The organism is Ruminococcus sp. Marseille-P6503, from assembly GCF_900604945.1.
In the GTDB taxonomy this organism is placed as follows: Bacteria; Bacillota; Clostridia; order Oscillospirales; family Ruminococcaceae; genus FB2012.
Window position 1 is genome coordinate 381,939 of the sequence record NZ_UWPB01000002.1, and the last position, 26,173, is coordinate 408,111.

A 26,173-nucleotide genomic window follows, 5' to 3' on the forward strand; every position below is an offset into this window, starting at 1 on the left:
AACTGTTAATACACACGCAAAAAAGGAGCGGCTGACCGCTCCTTTCTTATTAAGTATCATTATTCAAATTAAAACTCGATTTTTCCGTAAAGTCCGGCGTCAAGGCTGTCCTCCGGCTTTGGCTTCTTATAATCCTTTTCAAAGCTGGTGGTTATATCAAAATGAGCCTTCGGCGGTCTTCTGTCGCGGCGTCCGCCGTTTCTTTTTCCGCCTTTTCCTCCTCTGTATCCGCCGTCTCTAAATTTCTTTTCGGTAGAGCTTATAATAACCTTTCTGTAAGGCTCTTCTCCTGTTGAACGGGAGGTAACTCCCTCGATCTCTGAAACCGCGGCGTGTATAATTCTTCTTTCATAAGGATTCATAGGCTCAAGGGCGGAGGTTCTTCCGTTTTTCTTAACGTTGTTCGCGATCTTTACCGCAAGCTCCTCAAGCTGCTGCTTTCTTCTTTCGCGGAAACCGTTTGAATCGGTGGAAATCCTGAAATAATCCCTGTCTATTTTATTGCACACCAGCGAGGACAGGTACTGAAGCGCGTCCAGCAGCTCGCCCTTTTTGCCTATCAGCTCTTCAAAGCCGCTTCCGTTTATTTCAAACTGAGCGCCGTTTTCGGTTTCGGTAACCTCTATAGCCGCGTCTTCTATTCCCATAGAAATCAGAACTCTCAGCATATAGCCGTAAGCAATATCGGCTTTGGAGGGAACATATTCCGCTTCTACCTTTGCTTCTCCTTTGATCTTGCCGAAAATGCTCTTTTTAGGCTCTTCAATAATGTTAAAGCTGATCTTTTCAGCTTCCGCTCCGAATTCCGCGGCTGCCGCCTGCTTCGCTTCCTCTACCGACGGTGCGGTAAATATCTTTTTCATTTTTATCATCCTTTCAATTTCCGGATAAACCTTCAAGTTATTCGTTTTCGTTATACTCGTCGCCGTATTTTTCTGCCATACGCTTTCTTGCCTCGTTAAGCTTTTTCCTCTGAAGCTCTTTAAGCTCGGCCTTTGACAGCTTTTTCTCGGAATCTTCATCCTCATCCTTATCGCTGCCGGAGGATTTATCTGAAAGCGTCTGTCCGTTCTTCTGTGCCTTCACGATTTCCTGAGCCTCGAGAGTCTTTTCAATAAACGATTTTTTACCGCTCTTTTTCTTCTTCCGCTTATCCTTTTCAATATCCTTTTGCACAAGCTCTTTTACATGCTCGGGGGTATATACCACGTTGAGGAATATCGTCTGAAGCAGGGCGAACAGCGAGGAATATATCCAGTAAAGTCCGAGTCCGGCAGGATACGCGAAGGATATCCACAGGGAGAAAAACGGCATTATAAACAGCATTGCTTTCATTCCGCCGCCCATGCTCGCGGCAGCAGGATTGTTTTTCTTCATAAACAGCTGTGAAACGACCGTGCAGGCAAGCTGAAGTACGAAGGACAGCACGGGGATTATCAGAAGCGGACTTTTAACCGTAGGGATAGCTCCCAGCGAAAGACCGAAAAATTCATATTTAAAGTCTTCCGCTTCCTTCCTTACGTCGTCGGGAAGTATATCCGCGAATTTGGCGTTTTCCTTATCCTTGTCCACAAAGTCGAAGGTAACAAGCTCCGGCTTTGACTGGGCAAGATTCTGGGAAACATATTTTTCATTTGTGATAAACTGATCTATATCGCTGTGTTTTTTTACCGCTTCGATCAGCGCTTCCCATTCGCTGTCAGATTCCACGACCTTCGCCGTTTTCGGGTAATTATCCTTATCGTCAAGCGTTTCTCTGAGAGCGGCGTAAACGTCCTCCTCGCCGTCTTTTTCAAAGTCCTCCAAAAGCTTTTCTATAGTCGTATCCTTGCTTTTTATCTCGGCGCTTACCGTTGCAAGATTTGTTATCAGATTATTGCTTTTTTCAACTGAATCCTTATCAAGATCTGAAACATAGGTAAGCGGTCCGTAGATAACGGGGATCATTGAAAAGAGAATAACCATTGTTATTATCATAGGCAGACAGCTTGCCATTGGGTTTATATTTTCCTTGCTGTAAAGCTTCATTGTTTCTTCATTAAGCTTTTCCTTATTCTTGGCGTATTTCTTATTCAGCTTTTGAATCTCCGGCTGGATCATTGACATTCTTGCCGTGCTTTTCTGCTGCTTAATTTGCAGCGGCAGCGTTACAAGTCTGGTTATTACCGTAAAAATAAGCAGCGCTATACCGTAATTATGCACCAGCGCATAGCAGCCCTTCATTATCCATCCTAATGGAGTTGCCAGTATATTCATTAATAATCCTCCGTATTTAAAGAAACGTTTTTAATTCCGTTTCATTGTTTGCTTCTTTTAAATAAATGAAATTCATCGGGAACATAGTCTACTCCGCCTCTGCTCCACGGATTGCACCTGAGCAGACGCCAGGCGCTTAATATAAAGCCTTTGAAAAATCCATGTCTTCTGAAAGCTTCCAGCGCGTAGGCTGAACAGCTTGGATAATACCTGCATCTTGCCGGAAACAGCGGACTGATAAATTTTCTATAAAATTTTATCAGAAGCATTGAAATATATTTCATTTCAGCGCGGCCTATCCTTTATTCTTTTTTTCCCGCTTGGGCGGTCTGTTCATTTCTCTTATCAGCTTCTTTTTTATAAATCTCTCAATATCCCCGGATTTTTTTTCCTTGATATTATTTCTTCCTACAAAAACTATATCATAGCCTATGGGAATACCTGTTTCATTAAGTCTGTAGGCGGCTCTGATTATTCTTTTTATCCGGTTTCTTTCAACCGCGTTTCCCTGTTTTTTTCCCGCGGTTATTCCTATTCTGTTATACGGCGAGCCGTTCGGCAAAAAATAAGCGACAATCATGCTGTCAGACACATATCTTCCTTTTCTGTAGCACTTAAGAAATACGCTGTTGTCCTTCAAAACCTCAGTAAAAAGCATAAAACGTCCCCTGACCGCAGAATACTGCCGCACTTTAATTATTAAAGCAAATTATTATCAGAATTAATATGAATTAAAATAAAATATTAATTTTTCTTTCAATAAAAAGAGAAAGACCCTATACCAATCAGAAAATGAATGGTATATGGCCGTATCATCATATCAATAGCTGAGTCTTGCTCTTCCCTTAGCTCTTCTGCGAGCCAAAACCTTTCTGCCGTTTCTGGTAGACATTCTTTTCATAAAACCGTGAACCTTTTTTCTCTGAAGCTTCTTAGGCTGATAAGTTCTTTTCATTAAAATATCCTCCCTTCAATAAAACGGATATCCTACCGTTCAGTATCCCTGCTTTTGACAAAGCAATAACGGACAAACGCGCCTGATCTCATAAATACAGGCAATAAGCCCTTGCAATATGTTATTATAACTCAACTATACAGTCTTTGTCAAGTCTGTTCATGATATTTTTATATTTAATTTTACTGAATGTTCCGCCGTTTTGCTCTTTTTCAGAACCTATATTTAAACTTTTTGTGTATTTCAATCAGCATCGGCACTATATATTGTACGGCAGGCGTGAAAAAAAGTATACATTGAGTATCCGCTTTTATTATCTTCTCAGTCCAAAAAATTCACACTATTAATAATTATGGGTGTGGACAAATAGAGCAGAATATGATATAATGAAGGAATGAGAAAAGCAAAAGAAGTAGCAGGTAGAAAATGTCCTATCTGCGGTAAATCAAAAAATCAGGTGAACGCAGGGAAAAATCGTTCGGGAACACAGAAGTGCTTTTGCAATGATTGCAAAAAATACTACACTCTCAACCCGAAAACACGAGAATATCCCGAAGAAATTCGCCAACAGGCAATCAAAACATTCTACGCAGGAGCCAGCGGACGAGGAGTCGGCAAGGTGTTTGGTTTCAGCAAGGCGAATGTCTACAATTGGATTAAAAAAAACAGTTCAAGCTCACAGTAACTTCCATTTTTTAGAATTAGATGAGTTGTATTGGTTTATTGGACAAAAGCCCAAAACAGAAACACGTGAAAACACTTATGTAATGACAATGGTAAGCAGATTGCCAAGACAAATCGTTGGATTTGATGTTGCTTTTGATAAATCACCGGAGCGTATACAAAGGGTGGTTGACAGCGGTCCTGAAGCCGAATGTTACTGTACAGACGGCTATTGGGGTTATGTTGATATTGTATATCCAGGTAAGCATATTCGTAATATTTACGACAAAAGCAACACCTTTACCGTTGAGGGAATAAATGCTGATTTGAGGCATTATATACCTCTTTTGAGGCGACGCAGCCGATGTTTTCCACGAAAGCTTGATACGCTAAAAGCTGTTTTAGAGCTATTTGTCCAAGCGTATAATGAATTTGGCATCGCTAAAATGAATTATCGCAAAAGCCGTACCTCAAATTCTCGTGAATTACCCTTTTCTGTTCTTGATTTTTTATAATCTGCTCTTTGTGTCCACACCTATAATTATATAGGACTTGAAATTTTTCTGACTCTGTGATATAATTAAATAGAATTGATTTTTGTGCCCTTTTTTTAAAATATGAATAAAATCTGAGTTGAGACCTTGCTTTTTCAGATCAATGAAAACAGCTTCCGCGGCACGATCATCAGGCGGCAATACCTATAATATACGCTTAAATTTACGAAAGGAATGGAAATAGAATGGATTCTTTTAACGAGGCGTTTCAAAGCGTCCTTAAATACTGTGAAGCAGATCCATCGGTCAGCGAGATCGGTTTTAATAAATGGATAAAGATACTGGAGCCTTTTAAGCTTGAGAACAATACCGCTTTTCTGCTGACAGACAGCGAATTTACTAAGAAAACCACTACCGAGGTTTACGAGGACGTGCTTAAACGCGCTTTTCTTGAGGTACTCGGCTTTGATGTGGATATAAGGATACTTGTAAAGGCCAAAGCCGAAAACACAGACGATATACCTCAGGAGCCCGCTCCTACCGTTTCTTCGCCTACCAAGTACAGCAGCAGCCTTACCTTTGACAATTTCGTAAAGGGTAAATCAAACGAGCTGGCTTACGCCTTTTCAATAGCGGTGGCGGGAAAAAACGATACCTCAGGAGAGCTGAGCACTAATCAGGCCTTTAATCCTCTTTTTATATACGGCGATTCGGGACTGGGAAAGACTCATCTTATGAAGGCTATCGAAAATGAGGTCAAAAAGAAAAAGCCGGATATAAATCTTATATATACGACCGGAGAAAACTTCATGAACGAGCTTGTCAAGGCTATAGAATACAAGCAGACTATCAGCTTTCACGACAAATACCGCAACGCCGATTTTCTGCTTGTGGACGACGTTCAGTCGATAGCGGGCAAGGAACGTATCCAAGAGGAATTTTTCCACACCTTCAACGATCTTTACAATGCCGGAAAGCAGATAGTTCTTACTTCGGATATTGCTCCTTCCAAAATATCAAAGCTTGAAAACAGGATACGCTCGCGTTTTTCACTCGGCGTACAGGTAGATATACAGCCGCCGGATTTTGAAACGAGAATGGCGATAGTAAAGCGCAAGGCCGAGGTCCTCGATCTTCAGCTTACCGATAATATATCAAGGATAATCGCCGAAAAGATAAAAGCCAATATACGTCAGCTTGAGGGAACTGTAAATAAAATGAAGGCGCTTACCATTTATACCAACGAGCAGCCTTCCATTTCCATGGCGCAGCGGGTAATAAAGGAAATAATGATCGAGAATCACCCCGCGGAGATAACCGTTGACAGGATAATCAGCGACGTCGCCACCGCTTTCAAGGTAACTCCCGACGATATACGTTCCACAAACAGGAGAGCAAATATATCCCTTGCAAGAAAGATAACTATATATCTGCTGAAGGAGGTCAAGGGAATGACATATATACAGATAGGCAACGAGCTCAATAAGAATCATTCTACGATGACTATTCATTATCAGGACGTTGCCGAGCTGCTTAAGAAAAATTCCGATCTGAAGGAAACCGTAGATGATATAATAAAAAATCTCAAGGACGTTTAACGGCAGTTTTTCAACAGATTCAACACAGTTTTCAACAATCTGTGAAAACAGTTACACCATGAATATAAAAGGATCTGAAAGCTGCCGTACGACAGAGTTCAACATTTTTTACTTTAACAGTTTCAAGCTGATTTTCCCGCTGTTATTTGAGCTTTTGATTTTTTCAACATTTTTCAGTTTTTTTCTCAACTTTCAACCTGAAAATTCTAAACTGTTTCAACCGGTGATTGATTTTCAATTTTTTCGTTATTTATTCAACTGAAGAGAGTTGAATAAATAAGGGAAGAAAAGCCTTTGAAACGCGGTGTTTGGGGAGGGTTTAGTTGTTTTCAATGACTACTACTACTACTACTGTTAAATTAAAGGTTATGTTATGATAAAGGTGAAAAAATAAGGGAGGATATTCGAGGGGAAAGTTGAAAATGTGCAAGCGGGAAAGGCTGGCTGATAAAGCAAGGAAAAGCTGAGGCTGAAAATAATTTTATGAAAGGACGTTAATATGAAGCTATTGTGCAATAAGCAGTCTGTTTACGAAGCGGTTATCAATGTTTCAAAGGCGGTCAGCGAGCGCTGCGCCATGCCTTCTCTCGAGGGGATAAAGCTGAAGCTTGAAAATTCCATGCTCGAGCTTACGGGGTACGATCTGGAAATAGGCATAAGGACCTCTATATCGGTGAACAGCGACGACAGAGGAGAGTTTATTTTAAACGCCAGACTGTTCAGCGAAATGATAAAGAAAATGCCAGACGAAAATATTTATATGGAAGTCAATGAAAATTTGCAGGTAACTCTTTCGAGCGGAGCTACTACCTATAATATTACGGCTCTCGCGGCGGACGAGTATCCTGAGCTTCCGGGAAAGGATATGTCGGAGGAGATCTCCGTTCCCCAGACTACCCTTAAGAGCATGATAAATCAGACTATTTTTGCGGTTTCACAGTCGGATATAAAGCCTATACTCAAGGGAGAGCTGTTTGAGCTGGAAAACGGAACGTTCAATCTGGCGGCTATAGACGGCTACCGTCTTGCGGTAAGGAGCGAGAGCATAAAGTACGGCGGAGAGAAAAAGTTTGTCGTTCCGTCAAAGACTCTTTCAGAGGTTTCAAAGCTTTTGAGCGACAACGACGAGGACGTTTGCAGGATATTTGTTTCGGCAAAGCATATAATTTTTGAGATAAACGGATATCTTGTGTATTCAAGGCTGCTTGAAGGAGAATTTCATCCTTACAAGAGCGCTATTCCCCAGTCCTGCACTACGGAGGTTATCGCCGACAGGAAGGAGCTTATTTCTACTCTTGAGAGAGCGGTCCTGCTTATAAACGAGAGAGCCCCCAGTCCGGTAAGGTGCTATTTTGAGAACGGACTGCTGAAAATAAAGTGCTCGACGGCAGTGGGCAGAATTTCAGACGAGATAAAGGTTGATATGGCGGGGCCGGTTATTGAAATAGGCTTTAAGTGCAAGTATCTGCTCGATCCGCTCAAGGCGGTCAGCGACGAAAGGGTAAAGCTTCAGATGAGCGGCAGTCTGCTGCCTATGAAGATAGTTCCGGTCAAGGGTGAGGAATATACCTTCCTTGTGCTTCCCGTACGTCTTTCAAAGGATTGAGGATAAGAAGGTCTGGTATGGATTATAAGCAGGTTAAGGTAAATATAAGGACAGACTATATAAAGCTTGATTCCTTGCTCAAATATGCCGGTCTGACGGAAACGGGAGGCATAGCAAAGGAAATAATAGCCGAGGAAAGAATAAAGGTCAACGGCGAGGTCTGCACGGCAAGAGGAAAAAAGATACGTAAGGGCGACAGTATCCAAATCGACGAAATTTCAACTGAAATCGTGGTAGAATAATGCATATTACAAAGCTTTGCGTCAACGGCTTCAAAAATTTAAAGAATATTGAGATATATCCTCATCCCTCTCTTAATATTTTCTGCGGAGATAACGCTCAGGGGAAAACCAACCTTATCGAAGCAATTTGGCTTTGCAGCGGGGCTAAAAGCTTCCGCGGCACAAAGGATAAGGGAATGATAGATATGAACGGCGAGAGCATGAGCATAGAGCTGAAATTTAAGAACAGCCGGAGGGAGCAGACTATTGCTTACAGCATGGCAAGACCTAATGTTAGGGAAAAAAGCTGTAAACTCAACGGAGTAAGGCTTTCAGCTCCCTCAAAGCTTTTCGGAAATCTTGACTGCGTGGTTTTTACTCCTGAGGATCTGGGGCTGTCAAAGGGCTTTCCCGAAAAACGCAGGCAGTTTCTTGATCTGTCGGTATCGCAGATAAAGCTTTCATACGGAGAGGTCGCCGCAAAGTACGATCAGCTTATAGAGCAGAGAAATTCGCTGCTTAAAAATATAGCTTTCGGAAGGTCGGTAAGGGACGAGCTGGAGGTATGGGATATACAGCTGGCAAGAATGGGAGCGTATATCTCATTGCTCAGATATAATTACGCAAAAAAGCTCAATTTGCTGGCAGGCTCTCTTTACAGTGAAATATCGGGAGGAGAGGAAAGGCTGGAGCTGAGGTACTGCTCGACCGTTTTTGACTCTTTGGAGGGAAGGCAGGATTATAAGAACGATCTTTCCGAGGAGTATTTAAGATGTCTTGAAAATAACAGGGAAGAGGATATAAGGGCAGGTTTTACGCAGAAAGGCGTACACCGCGACGATCTCGCGGGCTTTATAAACAGGCTTTCCGTCAGGGATTTCGCTTCGCAGGGTCAGCACCGCTCCGCGGCACTTGTCATGAAGCTTGCTCAGGCTTATATTCTTGCCGAGGAAACAGGGGAGGCGCCCTGTATACTTCTTGACGACGTTTTAAGCGAGCTTGATCCGTCAAGACAGGAATTTGCGGTAGCCAAGATAAAGGGTATGCAGGTTTTTATAACCTGCTGCGACGAAGCCTTTCCCTTCGAGGGCAGGAGCGGAAAGCTGTACAGAATTAAAAACGGCAGGATAATAAGCTAAAAAACCTGAAAGGAGCGGCGCTTATAATCAAGCGCGGTAAATGGAATGTATCTTCATCTGGGCGGCGGCTATATAGTGAACGAAAAGGATATAGTCGGGATATTTGATATAGAGAACACCTCCGTATCAAGGATAACCAAGGAATTTTTAAGCTTGTCCTCAAAACATAAGCGGGTAGTAAATTGCAGCTACGAAATGCCAAAAAGCTTTATAGTATGTCTGGACGGCGAGCTCAGCGAAACGGTGTATATAAGCCAGCTTGCCTGTTCGACGCTTTTAAAGAGAAACAGGAAAGGGCTGAATGCCGGAATTTCGGCGGATACAGAGAATGATAGAGAAGCTGTAAAGCATTGATCATAGATTTAAGGGAAGCCTATAGTTTTTTATGACGGTTTCTTTAAAAGCAGATAAATGCCGGTCAGACGACGGCAGTATCCATGAGGAGGTTATTTTTTGGATAACATCGAAGAATTTGAAAACGAAAGCGTTTCACAGGTAGACAAAAGCGTAAGCTACGACGAAAGCCAGATACAGGTGCTGGAGGGTCTTGAGGCGGTAAGGAAAAGACCCGGTATGTACATAGGCTCTACCGGTCCAAAGGGGCTTCATCATCTTGTATATGAAATAGTTACCAACTCTATAGACGAAGCGCTGGCAGGCTACTGTACTCAGATAGATGTGGAAATACTGCCTGACAATATTATCAGAGTAACGGACAACGGAAGAGGAATACCGACGGGAATACACCCTAAGGAGGGTATTTCAGCCGCTACGGTGGTTTATACCGTGCTTCACGCCGGAGGAAAATTCGGCGGAGGAGGCTATAAGGTAGCGGGAGGACTGCACGGAGTAGGCGCTTCGGTAGTAAACGCTCTGTCCGAATGGCTCGAGATAGAGATAAAGGACGGAAAAAATATACATTTTCAGCATTTTGAAAGAGGTCATTACGACGAGGAGCTGAAAATAACCGGCGAAACCTCGGAAACGGGTACTACCGTTACCTTCAAGGCTGACAGGGAGATATTTGAGCAGACGGTGGAGTATGATTACGATACTCTGCTTAAAATGCTGAGAGAGCAGGCTTTTTTGAACGCCGGAGTGAAGATCGTTTTTCAGGACAAGCGCGCCGATGAATACAAGGGCGAAACTCTTCATTATGAGGGCGGAATAAGACAGTTCGTCGAGCATATACACAAGACGCGCGGGCTGGAGGCGATTACGCCGCAGGTTATTTATATCGCCGGAATGAAGGACGATATAACGGCGGAAATAGCTTTTCAGTACAACGATTCATATAACGAGCTAGTGCTGTCCTTTGCGAACAACGTTCATACGCCCGACGGCGGAACTCATGAAACAGGCTTCAAAAACGCGCTTACCAAGGTTCTCAACGAATACGGAAAGAAATTCGGTCTGCTCAAGGACGGCGACAAGCTTATGGGCGAGGACGTGCGCGAGGGAATAACCGCCATCGTTTCGGTCAAGCTTACAAACTGCGAGTTTGAGGGTCAGACAAAGGGACGTCTTGGAAATCCAGAAGTACGTCCTATGGTGGATAAGATAGTCAGCGAAAAGCTGATGAATTATCTGGAGGAGAATCCTGCCGCGGCAAGGTCTATATTCGACAAATCGCTTCAGGCTCAGAGAGCGAGAGAGGCGGCTAAGAAGGCGAGGGAGCTTACAAGAAGAAAATCCGCTCTGGAATCGTCCTCGCTTCCGGGAAAGCTTGCCGACTGTTCGGAGAAGGATCCGACTAATACCGAGATATACATCGTCGAGGGAGATTCGGCGGGAGGCTCCGCAAAGGAAGGGCGCGACAGGAGATTTCAGGCTATACTTCCTCTGTGGGGAAAAATGCTTAATGTTGAAAAGGCGAGAATAGATAAGGTTTACGGCAACGAAAAGCTTATGCCTGTGGTAACGGCGCTGGGAACCTCTATCGGCGGGGATTTCGATATATCGAAGCTTCGCTATGGAAAGGTAATAATAATGGCCGACGCCGACGTGGACGGTTCTCATATCAGGACGCTGCTTCTTACGTTTTTCTTCCGGTATATGCGCCAGCTGATAGAGGAGGAGCACGTTTATATAGCTCAGCCGCCCCTTTTCAAGGTATACAGGGGAAAACAGGTAAGATACGCTTTTTCCGACGAGGAAAGAGATAAGTTTATAGCGGAGCTTGCAGGAGAAAACGGAAATAAGGTAGACGTTCAGCGCTATAAGGGTCTTGGCGAGATGGATCCGGAGCAGCTGTGGGAAACCACAATGGATCCCGAATCAAGGACAATGATCAAGGTTACCATGGAGGACGCTGTGAAGGCGGACGAGATATTTACCATTCTTATGGGCGACAAGGTATCTCCGAGAAGGGATTTTATCGAGAAAAACGCCCAGTATGTCAAGGAGCTTGACGTCTGAAGGAAATACTGCGAAAGGAGCGCCGTTTCTTTAAAGGAACGCTGTAAGAGGATATGGACAGTGAAAATATCGTTCAGGACGGGTCAAACGGAAATGAAAAGGAAAACGCGGAAAAAATATTCGAGGCTTCTCCCGATATTTCCTTTGAATTCAACGTGACCAACGAGGAGGAAGGCGAGGCTTTTCTGACCTTTCAGAAAAAATACGTCTACAGGAAAAACTGGATAAAAACGATCGGTTTCGCGCTTCTTGCCGTCGGCTTCGCGGTATCGGCATGGAGAGATCCGTCGATAGCTATGAACTACATTCTTTTAGGAGTATGCGCGGCGGCGATCGCTGCGATATGGTTCAATATGAAAAAAATCCGCTCCTCGCTGCTGGAGGCTCTTAAGATACTTGAGGACGACAGATATGTTTTTTCTCTTTATGACGACAGCTTCGTTATAGAAACGATTATAACGGAGGAGGAAAAAAGCTCGGAGGATTATCAGCCGATACCGCCGAGAACGGTAAGGCTTGACGAGGAAGAGCTGGATATTATAGAAAAGGACGATATGTTTGTAGTTATCCTGAAAAGGGATACCATATATGTGCTTCCAAAAAGATGCATGAGTGAAAAGCAGTGTGAAATTTTCAGAAATAGACTGGCTGCGTATTTTTCGGAAAATAAACGGGGCTGATACGGCATGACCCAAGGAAACAAGCGGAGTTTAAGTTAGCTATCCGGCGGTAAAAAACGCTGTATCAGGAAAGAAAGAGAGTGATAATTTGTTTAGCGATAATTCAAACGTTATAAGCAGCGACGTTGAAAATATAATGCGGGAATCCTTTTTGCAGTATTCAATGGCGGTAATAGTATCGAGAGCGCTGCCGGACGTAAGAGACGGATTGAAGCCCGTTCACAGAAGAATACTTTATACGATGTATGAAAACGGACTTTATCCCGATAAGCCCTACCGCAAGTGCGCTGATACCGTAGGTTCCGTATTGGGACGCTATCATCCTCACGGTGACGCTTCGGTTTACGACGCGCTGGTAAGAATGGCTCAGAGCTTTTCGCTGCGCTATCCTATGGTGGACGGTCACGGAAACTTCGGTTCGGTAGACGGCGACCCGCCGGCTGCTTACCGTTATACCGAAGCCAAGATGTCCAAAATGTCGCTCCATATGCTTACGGATATAAATAAGGATACGGTGGATTTTCAGTCAAACTACGACGACAGACTGAAGGAGCCGCAGGTTCTTCCGTCGCGTTTTCCTCAGCTGCTTTGCAACGGCTCTACGGGTATCGCGGTAGGAATGGCGACAAATATCCCTCCTCACAATCTTAACGAGGTCATAGACGGAATCAAGCTGCTGGTAAGAAATCCTGACTGCACGCTGGACGAGCTGATGGAATATATCAAGGGTCCGGATTTTCCTACCGGAGGAATAATTATGGGCAGAGCCGGCATAAGAGCGGCTTACGGCACAGGCAGAGGAAAAATAATTCTCCGGGCAAATACGACTATCGAGGAAATAAAGGGCAGAAACTGCATTATAGTTCACGAGATACCGTATATGGTAAATAAGGCGAGGCTGGTTGAATCCATAGCCGGTCTTGTTAAGGAAAAGCGGGTGGAGGGAATCCACGATCTGCGCGACGAGTCTGACAGAGAGGGTATGAGGATAGTTGTAGAGCTTAAGAAGGACGCTATACCTCAGGTTGTGCTCAACAAGCTGTTTACTTATACTCAGCTTCAGGATACCGTCGGCGTTATAATGCTCGCGCTTGTAAACGGAATACCGAAGGTGCTTACTCTGAAGGAATGTCTTGAGCAGTATCTCGATTTCCAGGTAGAGGTCATCAGGAGAAGGACAGAGTTTGATCTTAAAAAGGCAAGGGAAAGAGATCATATACTGAGAGGCCTTGTTATAGCTCTTGACAATATCGACGAGGTAGTTGAGATAATGAAAACCTCGAAGAATATTCCTGAGGGAAAGCAGAGGCTTATGGACCGCTTTGAGCTGAGCGAGATTCAGGCGGATCACATTGCTAACATGACGCTTGGACGTCTTACCGGCATGGAGCGTCAGAAGATCATAGACGAGCTGAAGGAAATAGAAGAAAAGATAGCCGATTACGAGGATATTCTGGCAAATCACGACAGGGTGCTTAATATTATAATTCAGGAGCTGGAATCTATTCAGCAGAAGTTCGGAGATGAGAGAAGGACCCAGATTGAAAATGTCAGCGGCGAGGTTGATATAGAGGATCTTATTCCTGTAGAGGAAAGCGTCGTTACCTATACCAAGAACGGCTATATCAAGAGAATCCCGGTTTCCGCCTATAAGGCGCAGAACCGCGGAGGACGAGGCGTAACCGGAATGAAGCAGCGCGAGGACGATTTTATTGACGAGATGTATATCTGCTCCACGCACGACCACATTCTGTTTATTTCAAATAAGGGAATAATGTACCGTCTGAAATGCTATGAGCTTCCGGAAGGCTCGAAGGCTTCAAGAGGACTTAATATAGTAAATATTCTGCCGCTTGAGGAAAACGAGAAGATAGCCGCGATGATAAAGACTTCGGATTTTGACGAGAGCAAGAATATCGTCATGGTGACAAAGAACGGTAAGATCAAGAGAACTCCGCTTTCGTCATATAAAAACGTGCGCAAGAACGGACTTATTGCCATTGGTCTTGACGAGGGCGACGAGATCGCCGGCGTAAGAATGACGAAGGGCGAAAATCAGCTTATTATAGCTACGCATAACGGTATGGCTATACGGATAGACGAGAACTGCATAAGAAAGATGTCCCGTTCGGCTCACGGAGTAAAGGCTATCAGACTGAGAGAAGGCGACTATGTGGTTTCCATGGCGAGAGTAAGGGAAAACGCTTCCGTGCTTACGGTATCGGACAAGGGTCTGGGCAGACGCACCGCGCTGGATTCATACAGGATACAGAACAGGGGCGGCTATGGAATGCTTAACTACAAGGTTTCAGAGGAAAAGGGCTTTGTCTGCGGTATAAAGGTAGTAGACGAGACCGACGACGTCATAATGATCTCAAGCGACGGCATTATCATAAGATTCCGCGCGGCGGACGTAAGAATAATGGGAAGATATGCTACCGGAGTAAGGCTCATGAGGCTTTCTGACGACGACAGGGTAGTTACCTTCACCAGAGCGGAGCATGACGACAGCGTGGAGATAGCCGAGGTTGAACAGCCGTCGGAGGAAGAGCTTGAGGCTGAGCGAAAGGCCGCTGAAATGGAGGAGAGCGCCGAGGTAATAGAGGAAGAGCCGGAGCCTGAGGATTGATCAGGGCAAGCGGTTCATAAAAATCAAGAATAATAAAACAGCCTTTTACCGTACGGCGCGGTGACGCAAGTACGGTGAAGGCTGTTTTTTATGGGGAATGGAAGCCAGGCGTTTGAATATGCCGTTTTTATGATAAAAATTATAATTTTAAATAACCAAATTTTACGTTTGTTATCATAGGTTTATCACATTGGAGGTTATAATATAAGTATAGAAAGAAAAAGAAAGGATACATAAATCCGAAGCAGGCTTCGGAAAAACGGATCGAAGAGGATAATACAGGAGGGATTTTCATTATGGATAACTTCAACAATTATAATAATGACAATTTCGGAAATCATAACGAGCAGAAGGATTTTCAGAATTATAACAGCGATACTGTGAATGAATTTTCATATAAGCCCGAAAATAAAAAAAGCAAGGGCAGAAAGATACTTACGGGAATTATAGCGGTTCTCAGCGTTGTTGCTATTGGAACGACTTCGATCGTAGGCTATTCGCTGATTACGGGTACCGGAATAGGAAAGGACGATTCAGGCTCTTCTGTTCAGACTTCAAACAATAATAAGAGCTCGGCAGATAAAGCAAGCAGCAGCTCTTCCGTTGACAGAAGCAATCTTCCGAGCATTATTCAGCTTGCGACTCCGAGCGACGCTATGACTATTCCGGATATTGTGGAAAAGGTTTCGCCGTCGGTTGTGGGAATTTCCTGCATGACAAGCAGCGGTACGGTTACCGGAACAGGTATTATTATGAGCTCCGACGGTTATATCATAACAAACGCTCACGTTGTTGACGGCGCGGCTACGATCTCGGTGGTTCTGCCAAGCTCATATTCCGATGAGAGCTCTGAGAGCGGCGAGGATGAAACGATCACGGCGGAGCTTGTGGGAAAGGACAGCCAGACCGATCTCGCGGTAGTAAAGATAGATAAAACAGGTCTTACCGCCGCGGAATTCGGAACCTCCTCTGAGATAAAGGTTGGAGAGGTTTCAATTGTAATAGGAAATCCGCTGGGCTTTGATCTTGCAAACTCTGTTACCGCGGGAATAATTTCGGCTACTGACAGAACTCTGACCATTGAGGACAGAACCATGAATCTGATTCAGACCGACGCTTCCATTAACAGCGGTAACTCGGGCGGACCTCTTATCAACGCGTACGGACAGGTTATAGGAATCACGTCGGCAAAGGTATCCTCAACCTACGGCGAGGGTCTTGGCTTCGCTATTCCCATCGACGAGGCGACGCCGATAATTGACGATCTTATTCAGCACGGCTATGTTACCGGCAGACCTACGCTCGGCATAAGCGGAGAAAACGTTACTGACGTTTATTCGCAGTATTACGATATACCCAAGGGCTTCTTTGTAAGAAGCGTCGAATCGGGAAGCGCCGCCGAGGAAGCCGGAATAGAGGTCAACGATATAGTTATAGGAATTGAAGGAAATCTGATAGAATCTATTGAGGAATTCAACGAGATAAAGGAAAAATATAAAGCCGGAGATAAGATAACGGTTTCGGTTTACAGAGACGGCGAGATAATCGATAAAGAGGTTACTCTCGGCGAGGCGATAGATAAGGACGATGACGAGGACCAGCAGCAGAGCTATGATAATTATGACAGCTATCGTCAGTTCTTTAATCAGTACGGAGGCTATTGAACTCCGAAATTTTAAATAAGCTTTCTTCTAAATTAAGTTTTCTTCATATTTTTCATATTCTTTTACTTCAGGCGGAAGGCTGTTCCATATAATATGGACAGCCTTTTGCCGTTGAAGCGAAAAAGCGGACGATAAGATAAAAAATACCGCACAGCAAAACTGTACGGTATTGGAGCTGCATATTCGCGGCAAAGCCTGCTACTTGGTGTTTTTAAGCGTCCAGCGGAACGGGGCTATACGCCTTGCTCTGGTATTGTCGATATTCCAGTTGTTGAAGGAAGAGGCGGGATCAAAATACCTGTAGTCGGTTTTTGCTTTCGATTTGTTGAAGCTTATTCCGACGCCCGGGCTGCGCTGGATAACGGCGCCGATACGGTGATGCTCGCGCTCGTAATCAAGTATCTCCTTAGCGGTTATCATTCTGGAATCCGCAACGTTGTAAATTCCCTCGTACCTTCCTTCGGGAATATTTATTATTCCGTTGATAAAGTCTATAAGATTGAAAACGCAGCAGAAGGAAAAGCCGTATTCTCCGTCCTTATATATGTAAGCGACGTCGTCCTTATAATCGTACACTCTGTCGCGGAGGTTCTGGGTATATTCCGCTGTGTAAACGGGAGCGACTCTTGCTATGACCGGAACGGTATCTGATTTTTTAAACGCCTTCAGCATATATTTTTCGGAGGTGAGCTTGAGATCGACGTAATTAGAGCTTCCCTTTTCGGGATTTGTTTCGCGGATCGGTTCTCTACCCTTCTGGTTGCCGTAGATCTGCGTTGTGCTGAGAAGCAGAAAATTTTTGACCATATGCTTATCCGCAAGCTCATAGATAAATTTATCGCAGCCCTTGCTCTTTTTGATTTCAGCGTCGGTAACATAGGGGTCGATGTCGTTATCGACAGAGTTCGCTAGATGAACCACCGAATCTATTTTATTGCTTGCTATTATTCCCTCGATAGAATCCTTATCGGTTATGTCGCACTGAACAAAGGTATAATTCGCGTCGGCGCCTATATAATCGTTTTTACGGCTGTCAACGCCGAAAACTCTGTGCTTCTTTTGCAGCAGATTAGAAGTCAGGTACATTCCTATCATGCCGCTCGCGCCTGTAATTAAAACTGATGCCATTACAAGTAACTCCTTCCCCAAGAAAAAGCATATCATATACATACATTATAGCACATATTTTAAATATTGCAAATGGTTTTAGGTATTTTATAAAAAAGTTTTATTTTATTGATAATTTTGCTTGCTTAAATTTGTGGATTGTGATAAAATTAAAGTAGCAAAACGCGGCTATTACGGGTTATAGATTAATAAGATAGATAAATTAATTAAAAGGAGCTATAAAGTTGAGCTATTCTGATTTATTGTTTTTTCTAGGATTGCTTCCGCTGTCCACTCTTTTTTCTTTTTTTGACAGAAGCACAGAATATAAAAATTTTATACTTATAATAACGTCGGCGATCTTCTTTTCGTGGGCGAAGCCGGCGGCAGTCTGTCTGCTTTTTGCTACGGTGATAGCTGAGTACTTCATAGGGCTTGGAATATCTAAAAACAGGGAAGCCGGAAGTCCCCTGGCAAAGGTACTGCTTGCTGCCGACCTTATTATGAACGCCGCGGTTTTCTTTGTTTGCGCCCATAATTATCTTTTTAACGAAATTGACGCGTTAAGCCTTTCGCAGGCCGTTATACCTGTTGGAGCGGCGTATTACTCTGTCAGGGGATTTTCGTACTGCTACGACGTTTATACGGGAAAATGCAGAGCGGAGAAAAATATATTCTGTCTGCTGACATATATGGTATCCTATCATTTTATGATAGCGGGACCTGTGGTAAGATACGGGGACATGGAGCCTTACATAAGGAAAAGAACGGTGGGCGGACGAGAGATAAACGAGGGGCTTAACAGATTTATCACAGGTCTTGCAAAGGCTGTACTGCTGGCTCCGGTATTTGAAAGAATAAAGCTTGCGGGGCTTAACAGCGACGAAATAACGCTTTTTGGCAGCTGGTTCGGAATGATAGCCTTTTTCGGCGAGGCTTATTTCATGCTGGCGGGAATGTCGGATATGGCGAGAGGTCTTGGAAAAATGAACGGCTTCGATTATCCTGAGAATTACAGGGCTCCAAGCTCAAAGGGGCTTATGACCGGTCTGCTTGAAAGCTTCAACACTACTCTTGTTAAATTCTATAAAGAGGTTTTCGACGGACTGGGCAGAGGCAAAAAAGCGCTTTCTGCTGTCTGCACCGTTCTTTGTTTTGCGGCGCTTATGATATGGTACGGGGCGAAGGTAAATTTTCTTCTTGTGGGAATTGCCGTCGGTATCATAGCCGCGCTTGAAAAGTATGTTTACGGAAGTAAGCTTGAAAAATTCCCGGCCGCGGTTAAATTTATTTACGTTTTTATCGTGAGTACGGCGGTACTCGGGGGACTTTATTTTTCAAGTTTGTACGGATACAGAAAATGGCTTCTGGCGCTGATAGGCGTAGGAACCGATTATCAGCTGAGCGTCGCTGTAAAAAACGCGGTTCTGAACAATATAGTACTTATTATAATCGCGTTTATAAGCATATGTCCGTTTATAAGAAAGCCTTTGACAGCGGCGGCTGAAAGCTACGGCGAAAGGTCTGCTAGGGCTTATGGGCAGGTAAGGATATGCAAAACGGTTCTGCTTGCGGCGATTTTGCTGCTGTGTGTGATAACCCAGGCGGCAAAGCTTGCGGTTTAAGCTGAAAGGTTGAGTTATATGGAAAGCAACATTAGAAATATAGCTTTAGACGCGGGAGAAGAAAACGGGTATGCTGTGCCGGAGGAATGTGCCGAGAGCGAGAAGGCTATCGGCGAGTTAAATAAAGAAAATCTAAAGGCTCAGTATGATTTTATCAATCTTATAACGCTGGTTTTTATATTTCTCTGCGCCGCGGCGGTATTTATTATTTTTACCAGCAGCAAAAGATACGGCGACGAGGGCAATAAATTTTCCTTAGAACGTCTTGTTTCCGGAGAATATACCGCGGAGATACAGAGCAGATATGAAAGCAGCCTGCCTTTTCCCAAGCAGATAAGATGGCTTGAGGAGAGGGTATCGCTGATTTACGGAATCGGAAACACTATTTCTGATTCGGAGGGAGTCAAGGAGCAGGGCGGCGAGGAAATGCCAAACAGCTTCGACGAGCCGGAGCAGAACCGCCACGAGGAAAAAAGCGTTACTACGACCACCGCGGAGGAAAAGAAAACCCAGACCAAGAAGCCGGAGGAAACGGCTCCGGTATATAAAACGACCTATAAAAGGACTACTGAGGAAACCACGACGACCACCGAGGAAACGACTACCGTTACTACAACCAATAACGACGCTCCGCAGGTCAATACAACGGTAACGGTTCCGCCGACAACGGAAAAGAAAACATCGGCTGCTACTACGACTACCACAACCAAAAAGCAGACGACCACGTCAGCGACTACGACGACCACGTCCGCTTCGACAACGTCTGCCTCGGAGCAGGTTTCCGATGAAAGCTCTGAAAACGAGGCTATGGAGGAATAATATAAATGACTCAGAGAGAGTCCAACCCCTTTGAATATTCGGACGATAACAAGAGGTATCTGACCTACAGCTACTATCTCAGAAAGAGATTCGGGAAAAAGGTTTTCAAGGTTCCGCTGAATATTGACCAGGGCTGTCCCAACCGTGACGGAACCAAGGGGACGGGAGGCTGTATTTTCTGCTCTGCCAAGCTGAGCGGCGATTTCGCGGGAGATCCCTGCGACGATATAGCGGATCAGTACCGCAAGGTCAGGGCTATGATGAGCCGCAAGTGGCAGGACGGACTTTGTATTCCTTATTTTCAGGCAGGCTCAAATACCTACGGCGATACCGAAACACTGAGAAGAATGTTTGAGACCGCTCTCGGCTTTGAAAACGCAGCCGGGCTCAGCATAGCGACCAGAGCGGACTGCATAGATGCCGAAAAGGCTGATATGCTGGCGGAGCTGGCGGAAAAAACATATCTGACGGTGGAGCTTGGATTGCAGAGTATTCACGATAAAACGGCGGATTTTTGCAACAGATGTCATACCTTTGAGGAATTTCTGTCGGGGTTCGGACTTCTTAAGGAGCGCGGGATCAACGTTTGCGTTCATATTATAAACGGACTTCCCTTTGAGAATCATGATATGATGGTTCAGACCGCCAGGGTGTGCGGAGAGCTGGGGATACACAGCATAAAAATTCATCTGCTGCATATTTTAAGGAATACAAGACTGGCGCGGCTGTATGAAAACGGAGTGTTTGAGGCTATGAGCCGGAAGGATTACGTCGACGTGGTATGCGACCAGATAGAGTTAATGCCTGAGGACGTTATAATTCAGAGAGTTACCGGCGACGGAGCGAAGGAGGAACTTATCGCGCCCCTCTGGAGCCTTAAAAAATTCTGCGTTATGAACGAGATCGACAAGGAGCTTTACCGAAGGGATTCCTGGCAGGGAAAGGCGCTGAAAATATAACCTAAGCTCACATCTGGATTTGCTCCGAATTAAAAGGCGGCTGACCAACGCTTTCTGACAGGCTGAAAAATATTTTATTTCCGGGAGGAACAGAAATGAAAAAATCAATGACTTTAAGCTATGAGGTAGGAAAGGGTCTTTATCTCAATATTACAAATAAATGCCCATGCAACTGCACCTTCTGCATAAGGAACAACGGCGACGGAGCTTACGGCTCAGATCCGCTCTGGCTGGAGCGTCAGCCTTCCGCCGGAGATATAATTGAGGATCTCAGAAGCAGGAAGCTGGACGAATACGACGAGATAGTATTCTGCGGTTACGGAGAACCTACCTGCGAGCTGGAAATTCTCAAGGAAACGGCAAGGTATATACGCTCGGTAACAAATACGCCTATCAGGATCAATACCAACGGGCTTTCCGATCTGATAAACAAAAGAAGCACCGCCGAGGAGTTTGAGGGGATCGCCGACACGATCTCAATCAGCCTTAACGCTTCCGACGCCGAGGCTTATGACAAGGTGACCCGTCCGTCCTTCAAGGGGGTAAACTGCTTTGAGGAAATGCTGGGCTTTGCCGGCAGAGTCAAGAATTATGTTCCCAATGTTATGCTCACGGTAGTTGATATTATAGGCGAGGAGGAAATAAAAAAATCTCAGGAGATAGCCGACAAAGCGGGTATTCGTCTGAGGGTCAGAGAATATATTGATCAATGATATTTGAATAACCCAGGAAAAATACCGGGGTCAATATATAAAGGGTGTTTGTACGGTATTTATATAGCGGCGCTTTAAACGTACGGCTTGGGCAATGAGCTGACCGGTCGGCGTCGGAAGGGAATAAAATCAATGGAAAGAAAATGCGTGTATGCTTTTGCTGTTTTAAGCAGGAAGCATACACGCGGCTTTTTTTCAGCCGATTTTCTGTTAAAAGCGCAATTAATTCGCTGTACGATTAGAAAATCTGTAAAAAATTGTGTTTTAGACGCGTTTTGTTATTGACAATCACCGTTTTGTGTGATACAATATTTTTGTTATTATCACTTTAATACATTAAATTCGGAAGGAACGATATAAATGAGCGAAGGGCTTTGGAGAAAAAATCTTATAAATATAGAGCCTTACGTTGCCGGAGAGCAGCCGGCTTCAGAGGACATACTAAAGCTCAATGCGAATGAAAATCCCTATCCTCCCTCTCCTATGGTCCAAAGGGTAATAAGAGAGTTTGACGCGGAGGGCTTAAAAAAATATCCCAGCATGGACGCGGCTGTACTGAGAGAGGCGGCGGCGGAATATTACGGTCTGAAAAAGGAAAATGTTTTTGCCGGAAACGGCTCGGACGACGTTCTTGCCGCGGCGTTCAGGGCTTTTTTCAATTCGGACAAGCCTATCGTATTTCCTGATATAACCTATTCGTTTTATCCCGTATGGTGCAGTTTGCTGAACATACCCTACAGAACCTTTGCGGTAAACGAGGCTTTTGAAATAAATACGGAGGATTATTATGCTCCTAACGGAGGCGTGGTTATTCCCAACCCCAACGCTCCCACGTCGGTGGAGCTGGGCAGGGACAGAATAACGGATATTCTGGAGCATAACAGGGACTGTATAGTTATTATAGACGAGGCTTATATTGATTTCGGCGGACAGTCGTCGGTTGAGCTTATAAAGAAGTACGATAATCTGGTGGTTACCCAGACCTTTTCAAAATCAAGATCGCTGGCAGGAATGAGAATTGCCGCGGCGTTTGCGGCTCCGGAGCTAATTGCTTATTTAGACGCGGTCAAGGATTCCTACAACTCATATCCTGTAGACAGCATAGCTTCCGCCGCCGCCGCCGCCGCTCTTAAAGACCGTGAGTATTTTGAAAAGACAAGGCGGCAGATAATACGGACAAGGGACAGCTTCGCCGAATCGCTGCGCGGCATGGGCTTTAAGGTTCTTCCAAGCAGTACGAATTTTGTGTTCTGCACTCATCCTGAATTCAGCGCCAGAGATATTTTTGAATATGCAAGATCAAGGAATATATACATACGCTACTTTGATAAGCCGAGAATCGACAATTATCTGCGGATAACTATAGGCACCGACCGTCAGATGAATACGCTTGAACAGGTTTTAAGGGAATTTATAATAAAAGAATAACGCTTCTTGAGGAAGCATAAAAAAGATCGGATAAAAAGGCTGTCAGAAAAATTCTACCTGGCAGCCGTTTTTCTTGGCGTAGGCTGAAATAAACGAATCGCGGCTGTTTTCCGCGCAGATCAGATCGGTGCTTCTGTCGATCATGTATCTGTCCGCCTTTTCATAGGAGTCTTCGCTGAAATGAAAGTCGATCTGATAGACGGAGTCCGCCTTTTCCTGAATATTGAAGTAACGCTCACGCCATTTTTCAGGCCAGTTGACCGCCTGCTCCTCATAGGGTATGACGATTTTAAGGGCTATGAGAAAGTTTTCCTTCAGCGAGGTGAGGACTTCGGCGGAAAATATAGGTATCCCCATTTCGCAGTTGGTATAAAAGGTTTTGATACCTCTTTTATAGCAGGCGAGAATTTTATCAAACAGGATCAGCTTGTAATTGTTTTCATCCTCTTTTGTAATTGCGCTGTGCAAACCTCCGGCTATGGTGCAGGCTTTGTTTATCTGTGAATACATTGAACTTGCAATTAGCTCCTTTCAGCGGCAGGTCCGTTAAAAAAGGACTGCCGGTATTTATAGAATATGCGTCGGTAATTCTCTGAAAATCTACGGGACTCAGGCTAAATGCAGTTTTTGCAGTTACCTGTCAGGATTTCAGGGATAATTTTTATTATATCATAAATATTCAATATACGCAACTGCGTATAATAAAAGTGGAAAACTTTGTTACAATATCCATAGAGGTGTTGATAATGAAGGTGAAAAACATGGTAGTAAAGAGGATATTGGATTTATGCGGCGAAAGAGGTATAACCCTTAACGAGCTTGCAAACCGGTCGGGGCTTACTCCGTCTACGGTTTATTCTATCATGGATAACGACAGACGAAACATTTCAATAGTTACAATAAAAACTATCTGCGACGGCTTTGATATAACGCTGGGCGAATTTTTCAGCACTGAGGGCTTTGACAAGCTTCAGCAGGAGATAGAATAACGGAGAAAGCTTCCGGCGGCGCCGGTTATAAAACATACCTGGGACAATACCTCGTTACAGCTGTACGGTATTGTCCTAGTTTTTATTTTATCTGAATTACAGATAAAAGTCAATATCTTTACCACGGATATGCCATAATATTTGTGGGTGATGTAAATGTATGAGCATATTAAGGATCTGCGGCAGGATAGAGATCTGAAGCAGAGGGAGCTGGCAGAATATCTTAACGTTTCTCAGAACACATACTCGCAGTATGAAAACGGCATCATATCGCTTACAGCCGAGCTGCTTATAAAGCTTGCCCGCTTTTACGGAACCAGCGTAGACTATCTGTTGGGTCTTACTAACGTCAAGGAACCTTATCCCAGAGAGCAAGAGAAAAAGCAGGATTTTCTGTAGGGTGTTGAAGCGGAATATTATATCTCCCGCTGAATCCCCGAGGTACTAAAGCTTCCGCGGTGAGGCTGCCTCGTCGCGTCAGATGTTAAGCAAGCTTACGTCGGGCTTTGCTCCGAGTCAAACAAGAGTACATAATTTTGTACTATAAATCCGGAAATTTTTTAAACTGTACGGACAAACGTACACCTCTTGCTGTATAATTCATTATAGAGGAAATTATACAGGAGGGTGATAGATATGCTGGAGGTCATAGCTCTGGTTTCGCTGGCGGTAATAGCTGTAAAGAGCATATGCGAATTTCTGGGTCTGATCGGAATTGACGAGGACAAAAGCGGCAGAAAAGGCTGACGCGGATATTTTGTGTTGTCAAAAAAGCGGTTTTGTGATATACTTGAAAAGGACGCCGCAAGGTGTCTGTATGTAAGAAATACGCTATGAAACGGAGGAACAGCCCTTATAAAAGGGGGACGTAAAATGGATACTGCGATTTTGATAATACTTATTTTGTGCGCCGTTATGCTGGTTATTCTTATTTTAAAGCAGAACGGCGGTAAGACCGAGGAGGAAACGGCTTCAAGGCTTGAAAAGATGCAGTCGGAGCTGACTCAGCAGCAGAGCCGCCTCAGGCAGGAGCTTTCGGCGGGCGTTTCAAATTCCATAGGAACCATGAGCGGAATGCTTTCTGAGAATCAGAAAAGCTTTGCCGAGGGTCAGGACAGACGTCTGGCGGAAATGGACAGGCATATAGTTGAAAAGCAGCAGGAAATGAATAATTCCGTTCAGGCACAGCTCAAACAGTTTGAGGAAAGGCTCAAGACCCTCGAAACTACCAATCAGCAGAAGCTTGAGGATATGAGAGCCACGATGTCAAGACAGCTTGCTTCTATCCAGGAGGACAACGCCAAGCAGCTGGATAAAATAAGAGGTACGGTGGACGAAAAGCTTCAGGAATCCCTGGAAAAGAAAATGAACGAATCCTTTAAGCTTGTAAGCGAAAGGCTGGAGCAGGTATACAAGGGACTGGGCGAGATGCAGAGCCTTGCTTCCGGAGTGGGAGATCTGAAAAAGGTGCTTTCAAACGTAAAGACAAGGGGTATTTTGGGAGAGATCCAGCTGGGGGCGATATTGCAGGAGATACTTACTCCCGAGCAGTATGAAACAGAGGTCGCGACAGTTCCCGGCAGCAGGGAGCGCGTCGAGTTCGCGGTCAGACTTCCCGCCTCGGACGGAGGAGAGCATATTTATCTTCCTATAGACAGCAAATTTCCGGGGGACACCTACGCCGCGCTTCAGGAAGCCTATGAAAGCGGCAGCGCGGACGCGGTCAAGGCGGCGTATAAAAATCTTGAGGGTATCATTAAAAAATGCGCCAAGGATATTCACGATAAATATATCTGTCCGCCGTATACGACCAATTTTGCTATTATGTTCCTGCCCTTTGAGGGGCTGTATGCAGAGGTGGTGAACCACGGGCTTGTAGAGGCGCTGCAAAGGGATTACAGCATTAATATAGCAGGGCCCTCGACGATGGCGGCGATGCTTAATTCTTTGCAGATGGGATTTAAGACCTTGCAGATACAAAAGCGCAGCAGCGAGGTATGGCAGGTTCTGGGCGCGGTCAAGACGGAATTCGGCAAGTTCGAGGAGGTTCTTTCCTCCGCCAGAAACCGTATACGTCAGCTGGACGACGATCTTGACAAGCTTGTGGGCGTAAGGACCAGAGGAATCAACCGAAAGCTGAGGGAGATCGAACAGCTTGATTCCGTGCAGGCGGAAAAGCTGCTTTCAATAAACGACGATTGATACGCTTT

The 26,173-nt window shown here is 44.6% G+C and carries 26 protein-coding genes; 19 read left to right on the forward strand and 7 right to left on the reverse strand.

Going from position 1 to position 26,173, the window contains the following annotated elements; all coding sequences use genetic code 11:
* Positions 1 to 68: 68 nt before the first annotated feature.
* The 5 genes from jag to rpmH form a co-directional block, all read right to left on the reverse strand.
* Complete coding sequence (gene jag, locus EIH25_RS07815) at positions 69 to 863, reverse strand: RNA-binding cell elongation regulator Jag/EloR (protein ID WP_124100369.1); 795 nt, start codon at positions 861 to 863, stop codon at positions 69 to 71.
* 37 nt (positions 864 to 900) lie between these two features.
* On the reverse strand, positions 901 to 2,256 hold the full coding sequence (locus tag EIH25_RS07820; protein ID WP_124100371.1) for a YidC/Oxa1 family membrane protein insertase: 1,356 nt from the start codon (positions 2,254 to 2,256) through the stop codon (positions 901 to 903).
* A 41-nt stretch (positions 2,257 to 2,297) separates the two neighbouring features.
* Entirely contained in the window at positions 2,298 to 2,540 is a 243-nt protein-coding gene (gene yidD, locus EIH25_RS07825) for a membrane protein insertion efficiency factor YidD (protein WP_124100374.1), read from the reverse strand.
* Positions 2,541 to 2,551: 11 nt separating this feature from the next.
* On the reverse strand, positions 2,552 to 2,914 hold the full coding sequence (gene rnpA / locus EIH25_RS07830) for a ribonuclease P protein component (RefSeq protein WP_124100376.1): 363 nt from the start codon (positions 2,912 to 2,914) through the stop codon (positions 2,552 to 2,554).
* 162 nt (positions 2,915 to 3,076) lie between these two features.
* A complete protein-coding gene (rpmH, locus tag EIH25_RS07835) occupies positions 3,077 to 3,211 on the reverse strand; it encodes a 50S ribosomal protein L34 (RefSeq protein ID WP_124100378.1) in 135 nt (44 codons plus the stop codon).
* Positions 3,212 to 3,605: 394 nt separating this feature from the next.
* On the opposite strand from rpmH, the gene EIH25_RS07840 reads away from it, so the two are divergent.
* The 11 genes from EIH25_RS07840 (at position 3,606) to EIH25_RS07890 (ending at position 16,323) form a co-directional block, all read left to right on the forward strand.
* Entirely contained in the window at positions 3,606 to 3,896 is a 291-nt protein-coding gene (locus EIH25_RS07840) for a helix-turn-helix domain-containing protein (protein WP_124098061.1), read from the forward strand.
* The gene (locus EIH25_RS07845; protein ID WP_124098062.1) at positions 3,853 to 4,389 is read left to right on the forward strand and encodes an IS1 family transposase; all 537 of its coding nucleotides are present in this window, start codon (positions 3,853 to 3,855) and stop codon (positions 4,387 to 4,389) included. Before EIH25_RS07840 ends, EIH25_RS07845 begins: the two co-directional genes overlap by 44 nt.
* A gap of 224 nt (positions 4,390 to 4,613) precedes the next feature.
* A complete protein-coding gene (gene dnaA, locus EIH25_RS07850; RefSeq protein WP_124100380.1) occupies positions 4,614 to 5,966 on the forward strand; it encodes a chromosomal replication initiator protein DnaA in 1,353 nt (450 codons plus the stop codon).
* Between the two features lie 499 nt (positions 5,967 to 6,465).
* On the forward strand, positions 6,466 to 7,572 hold the full coding sequence (gene dnaN, locus EIH25_RS07855; protein WP_124100382.1) for a DNA polymerase III subunit beta: 1,107 nt from the start codon (positions 6,466 to 6,468) through the stop codon (positions 7,570 to 7,572).
* Between the two features lie 17 nt (positions 7,573 to 7,589).
* Positions 7,590 to 7,814: an RNA-binding S4 domain-containing protein gene (locus EIH25_RS07860; RefSeq protein WP_124100384.1), complete on the forward strand. Its 225-nt coding sequence runs from the start codon at positions 7,590 to 7,592 to the stop codon at positions 7,812 to 7,814.
* A complete protein-coding gene (gene recF / locus EIH25_RS07865; RefSeq protein WP_124100386.1) occupies positions 7,814 to 8,932 on the forward strand; it encodes a DNA replication/repair protein RecF in 1,119 nt (372 codons plus the stop codon). The genes EIH25_RS07860 and recF overlap by 1 nt, the downstream gene beginning before the upstream one ends.
* Positions 8,933 to 8,977: 45 nt before the next feature.
* The gene (locus tag EIH25_RS07870) at positions 8,978 to 9,286 is read left to right on the forward strand and encodes an extracellular matrix/biofilm biosynthesis regulator RemA family protein (protein WP_124100388.1); all 309 of its coding nucleotides are present in this window, start codon (positions 8,978 to 8,980) and stop codon (positions 9,284 to 9,286) included.
* Positions 9,287 to 9,385: 99 nt separating this feature from the next.
* Positions 9,386 to 11,350, forward strand: coding sequence for a DNA topoisomerase (ATP-hydrolyzing) subunit B (gene gyrB / locus EIH25_RS07875; RefSeq protein WP_124100390.1), 1,965 nt, complete (start codon positions 9,386 to 9,388; stop codon positions 11,348 to 11,350).
* Between the two features lie 53 nt (positions 11,351 to 11,403).
* Complete coding sequence (locus EIH25_RS07880) at positions 11,404 to 12,030, forward strand: YcxB family protein (RefSeq protein WP_124100392.1); 627 nt, start codon at positions 11,404 to 11,406, stop codon at positions 12,028 to 12,030.
* Positions 12,031 to 12,118: 88 nt separating this feature from the next.
* On the forward strand, positions 12,119 to 14,659 hold the full coding sequence (gene gyrA, locus EIH25_RS07885; RefSeq protein WP_279254434.1) for a DNA gyrase subunit A: 2,541 nt from the start codon (positions 12,119 to 12,121) through the stop codon (positions 14,657 to 14,659).
* A gap of 296 nt (positions 14,660 to 14,955) precedes the next feature.
* Positions 14,956 to 16,323, forward strand: a complete 1,368-nt coding sequence (locus tag EIH25_RS07890) for a trypsin-like peptidase domain-containing protein (protein ID WP_124100395.1) — start codon at positions 14,956 to 14,958, stop codon at positions 16,321 to 16,323.
* A 198-nt stretch (positions 16,324 to 16,521) separates the two neighbouring features.
* Here the strand turns inward: EIH25_RS07890 and EIH25_RS07895 are convergent, their stop codons facing one another.
* Positions 16,522 to 17,451: an NAD(P)-dependent oxidoreductase gene (locus EIH25_RS07895; RefSeq protein WP_164489194.1), complete on the reverse strand. Its 930-nt coding sequence runs from the start codon at positions 17,449 to 17,451 to the stop codon at positions 16,522 to 16,524.
* Positions 17,452 to 17,675: 224 nt separating this feature from the next.
* Here EIH25_RS07895 and EIH25_RS07900 point away from each other — a divergent pair, with 224 nt between their 5' ends.
* From EIH25_RS07900 to hisC, 5 genes are all read left to right on the forward strand, one after another.
* Entirely contained in the window at positions 17,676 to 19,055 is a 1,380-nt protein-coding gene (locus tag EIH25_RS07900) for an acyltransferase (RefSeq protein WP_124100399.1), read from the forward strand.
* Positions 19,056 to 19,073: 18 nt separating this feature from the next.
* Positions 19,074 to 19,874, forward strand: a complete 801-nt coding sequence (locus EIH25_RS07905; protein WP_124100401.1) for a hypothetical protein — start codon at positions 19,074 to 19,076, stop codon at positions 19,872 to 19,874.
* Between the two features lie 5 nt (positions 19,875 to 19,879).
* Positions 19,880 to 20,833, forward strand: a complete 954-nt coding sequence (locus tag EIH25_RS07910) for a TIGR01212 family radical SAM protein (RefSeq protein WP_124100403.1) — start codon at positions 19,880 to 19,882, stop codon at positions 20,831 to 20,833.
* 95 nt (positions 20,834 to 20,928) lie between these two features.
* Positions 20,929 to 21,546: a TIGR04100 family radical SAM protein gene (locus tag EIH25_RS07915; protein ID WP_124100405.1), complete on the forward strand. Its 618-nt coding sequence runs from the start codon at positions 20,929 to 20,931 to the stop codon at positions 21,544 to 21,546.
* A gap of 360 nt (positions 21,547 to 21,906) precedes the next feature.
* Positions 21,907 to 22,974 carry a histidinol-phosphate transaminase gene (hisC, locus tag EIH25_RS07920; protein ID WP_124100407.1) on the forward strand — a complete coding sequence of 356 codons (1,068 nt, stop codon included), beginning with the start codon at positions 21,907 to 21,909 and terminating at the stop codon, positions 22,972 to 22,974.
* Positions 22,975 to 23,016: 42 nt separating this feature from the next.
* On the opposite strand, the gene EIH25_RS07925 is transcribed toward hisC, so the two are convergent.
* Positions 23,017 to 23,484: an SLOG family protein gene (locus tag EIH25_RS07925; protein ID WP_124100409.1), complete on the reverse strand. Its 468-nt coding sequence runs from the start codon at positions 23,482 to 23,484 to the stop codon at positions 23,017 to 23,019.
* A gap of 236 nt (positions 23,485 to 23,720) precedes the next feature.
* Here EIH25_RS07925 and EIH25_RS07930 point away from each other — a divergent pair, with 236 nt between their 5' ends.
* The 3 genes from EIH25_RS07930 to rmuC all read left to right on the forward strand — a co-directional run bounded on the left by EIH25_RS07930 (position 23,721) and on the right by rmuC (position 26,165).
* Positions 23,721 to 23,963, forward strand: coding sequence for a helix-turn-helix transcriptional regulator (locus tag EIH25_RS07930; RefSeq protein WP_124100411.1), 243 nt, complete (start codon positions 23,721 to 23,723; stop codon positions 23,961 to 23,963).
* 156 nt (positions 23,964 to 24,119) lie between these two features.
* Positions 24,120 to 24,362, forward strand: a complete 243-nt coding sequence (locus tag EIH25_RS07935) for a helix-turn-helix transcriptional regulator (protein ID WP_124100413.1) — start codon at positions 24,120 to 24,122, stop codon at positions 24,360 to 24,362.
* A gap of 474 nt (positions 24,363 to 24,836) precedes the next feature.
* The gene (rmuC, locus tag EIH25_RS07940) at positions 24,837 to 26,165 is read left to right on the forward strand and encodes a DNA recombination protein RmuC (protein WP_124100415.1); all 1,329 of its coding nucleotides are present in this window, start codon (positions 24,837 to 24,839) and stop codon (positions 26,163 to 26,165) included.
* Positions 26,166 to 26,173 lie beyond the last annotated feature (8 nt).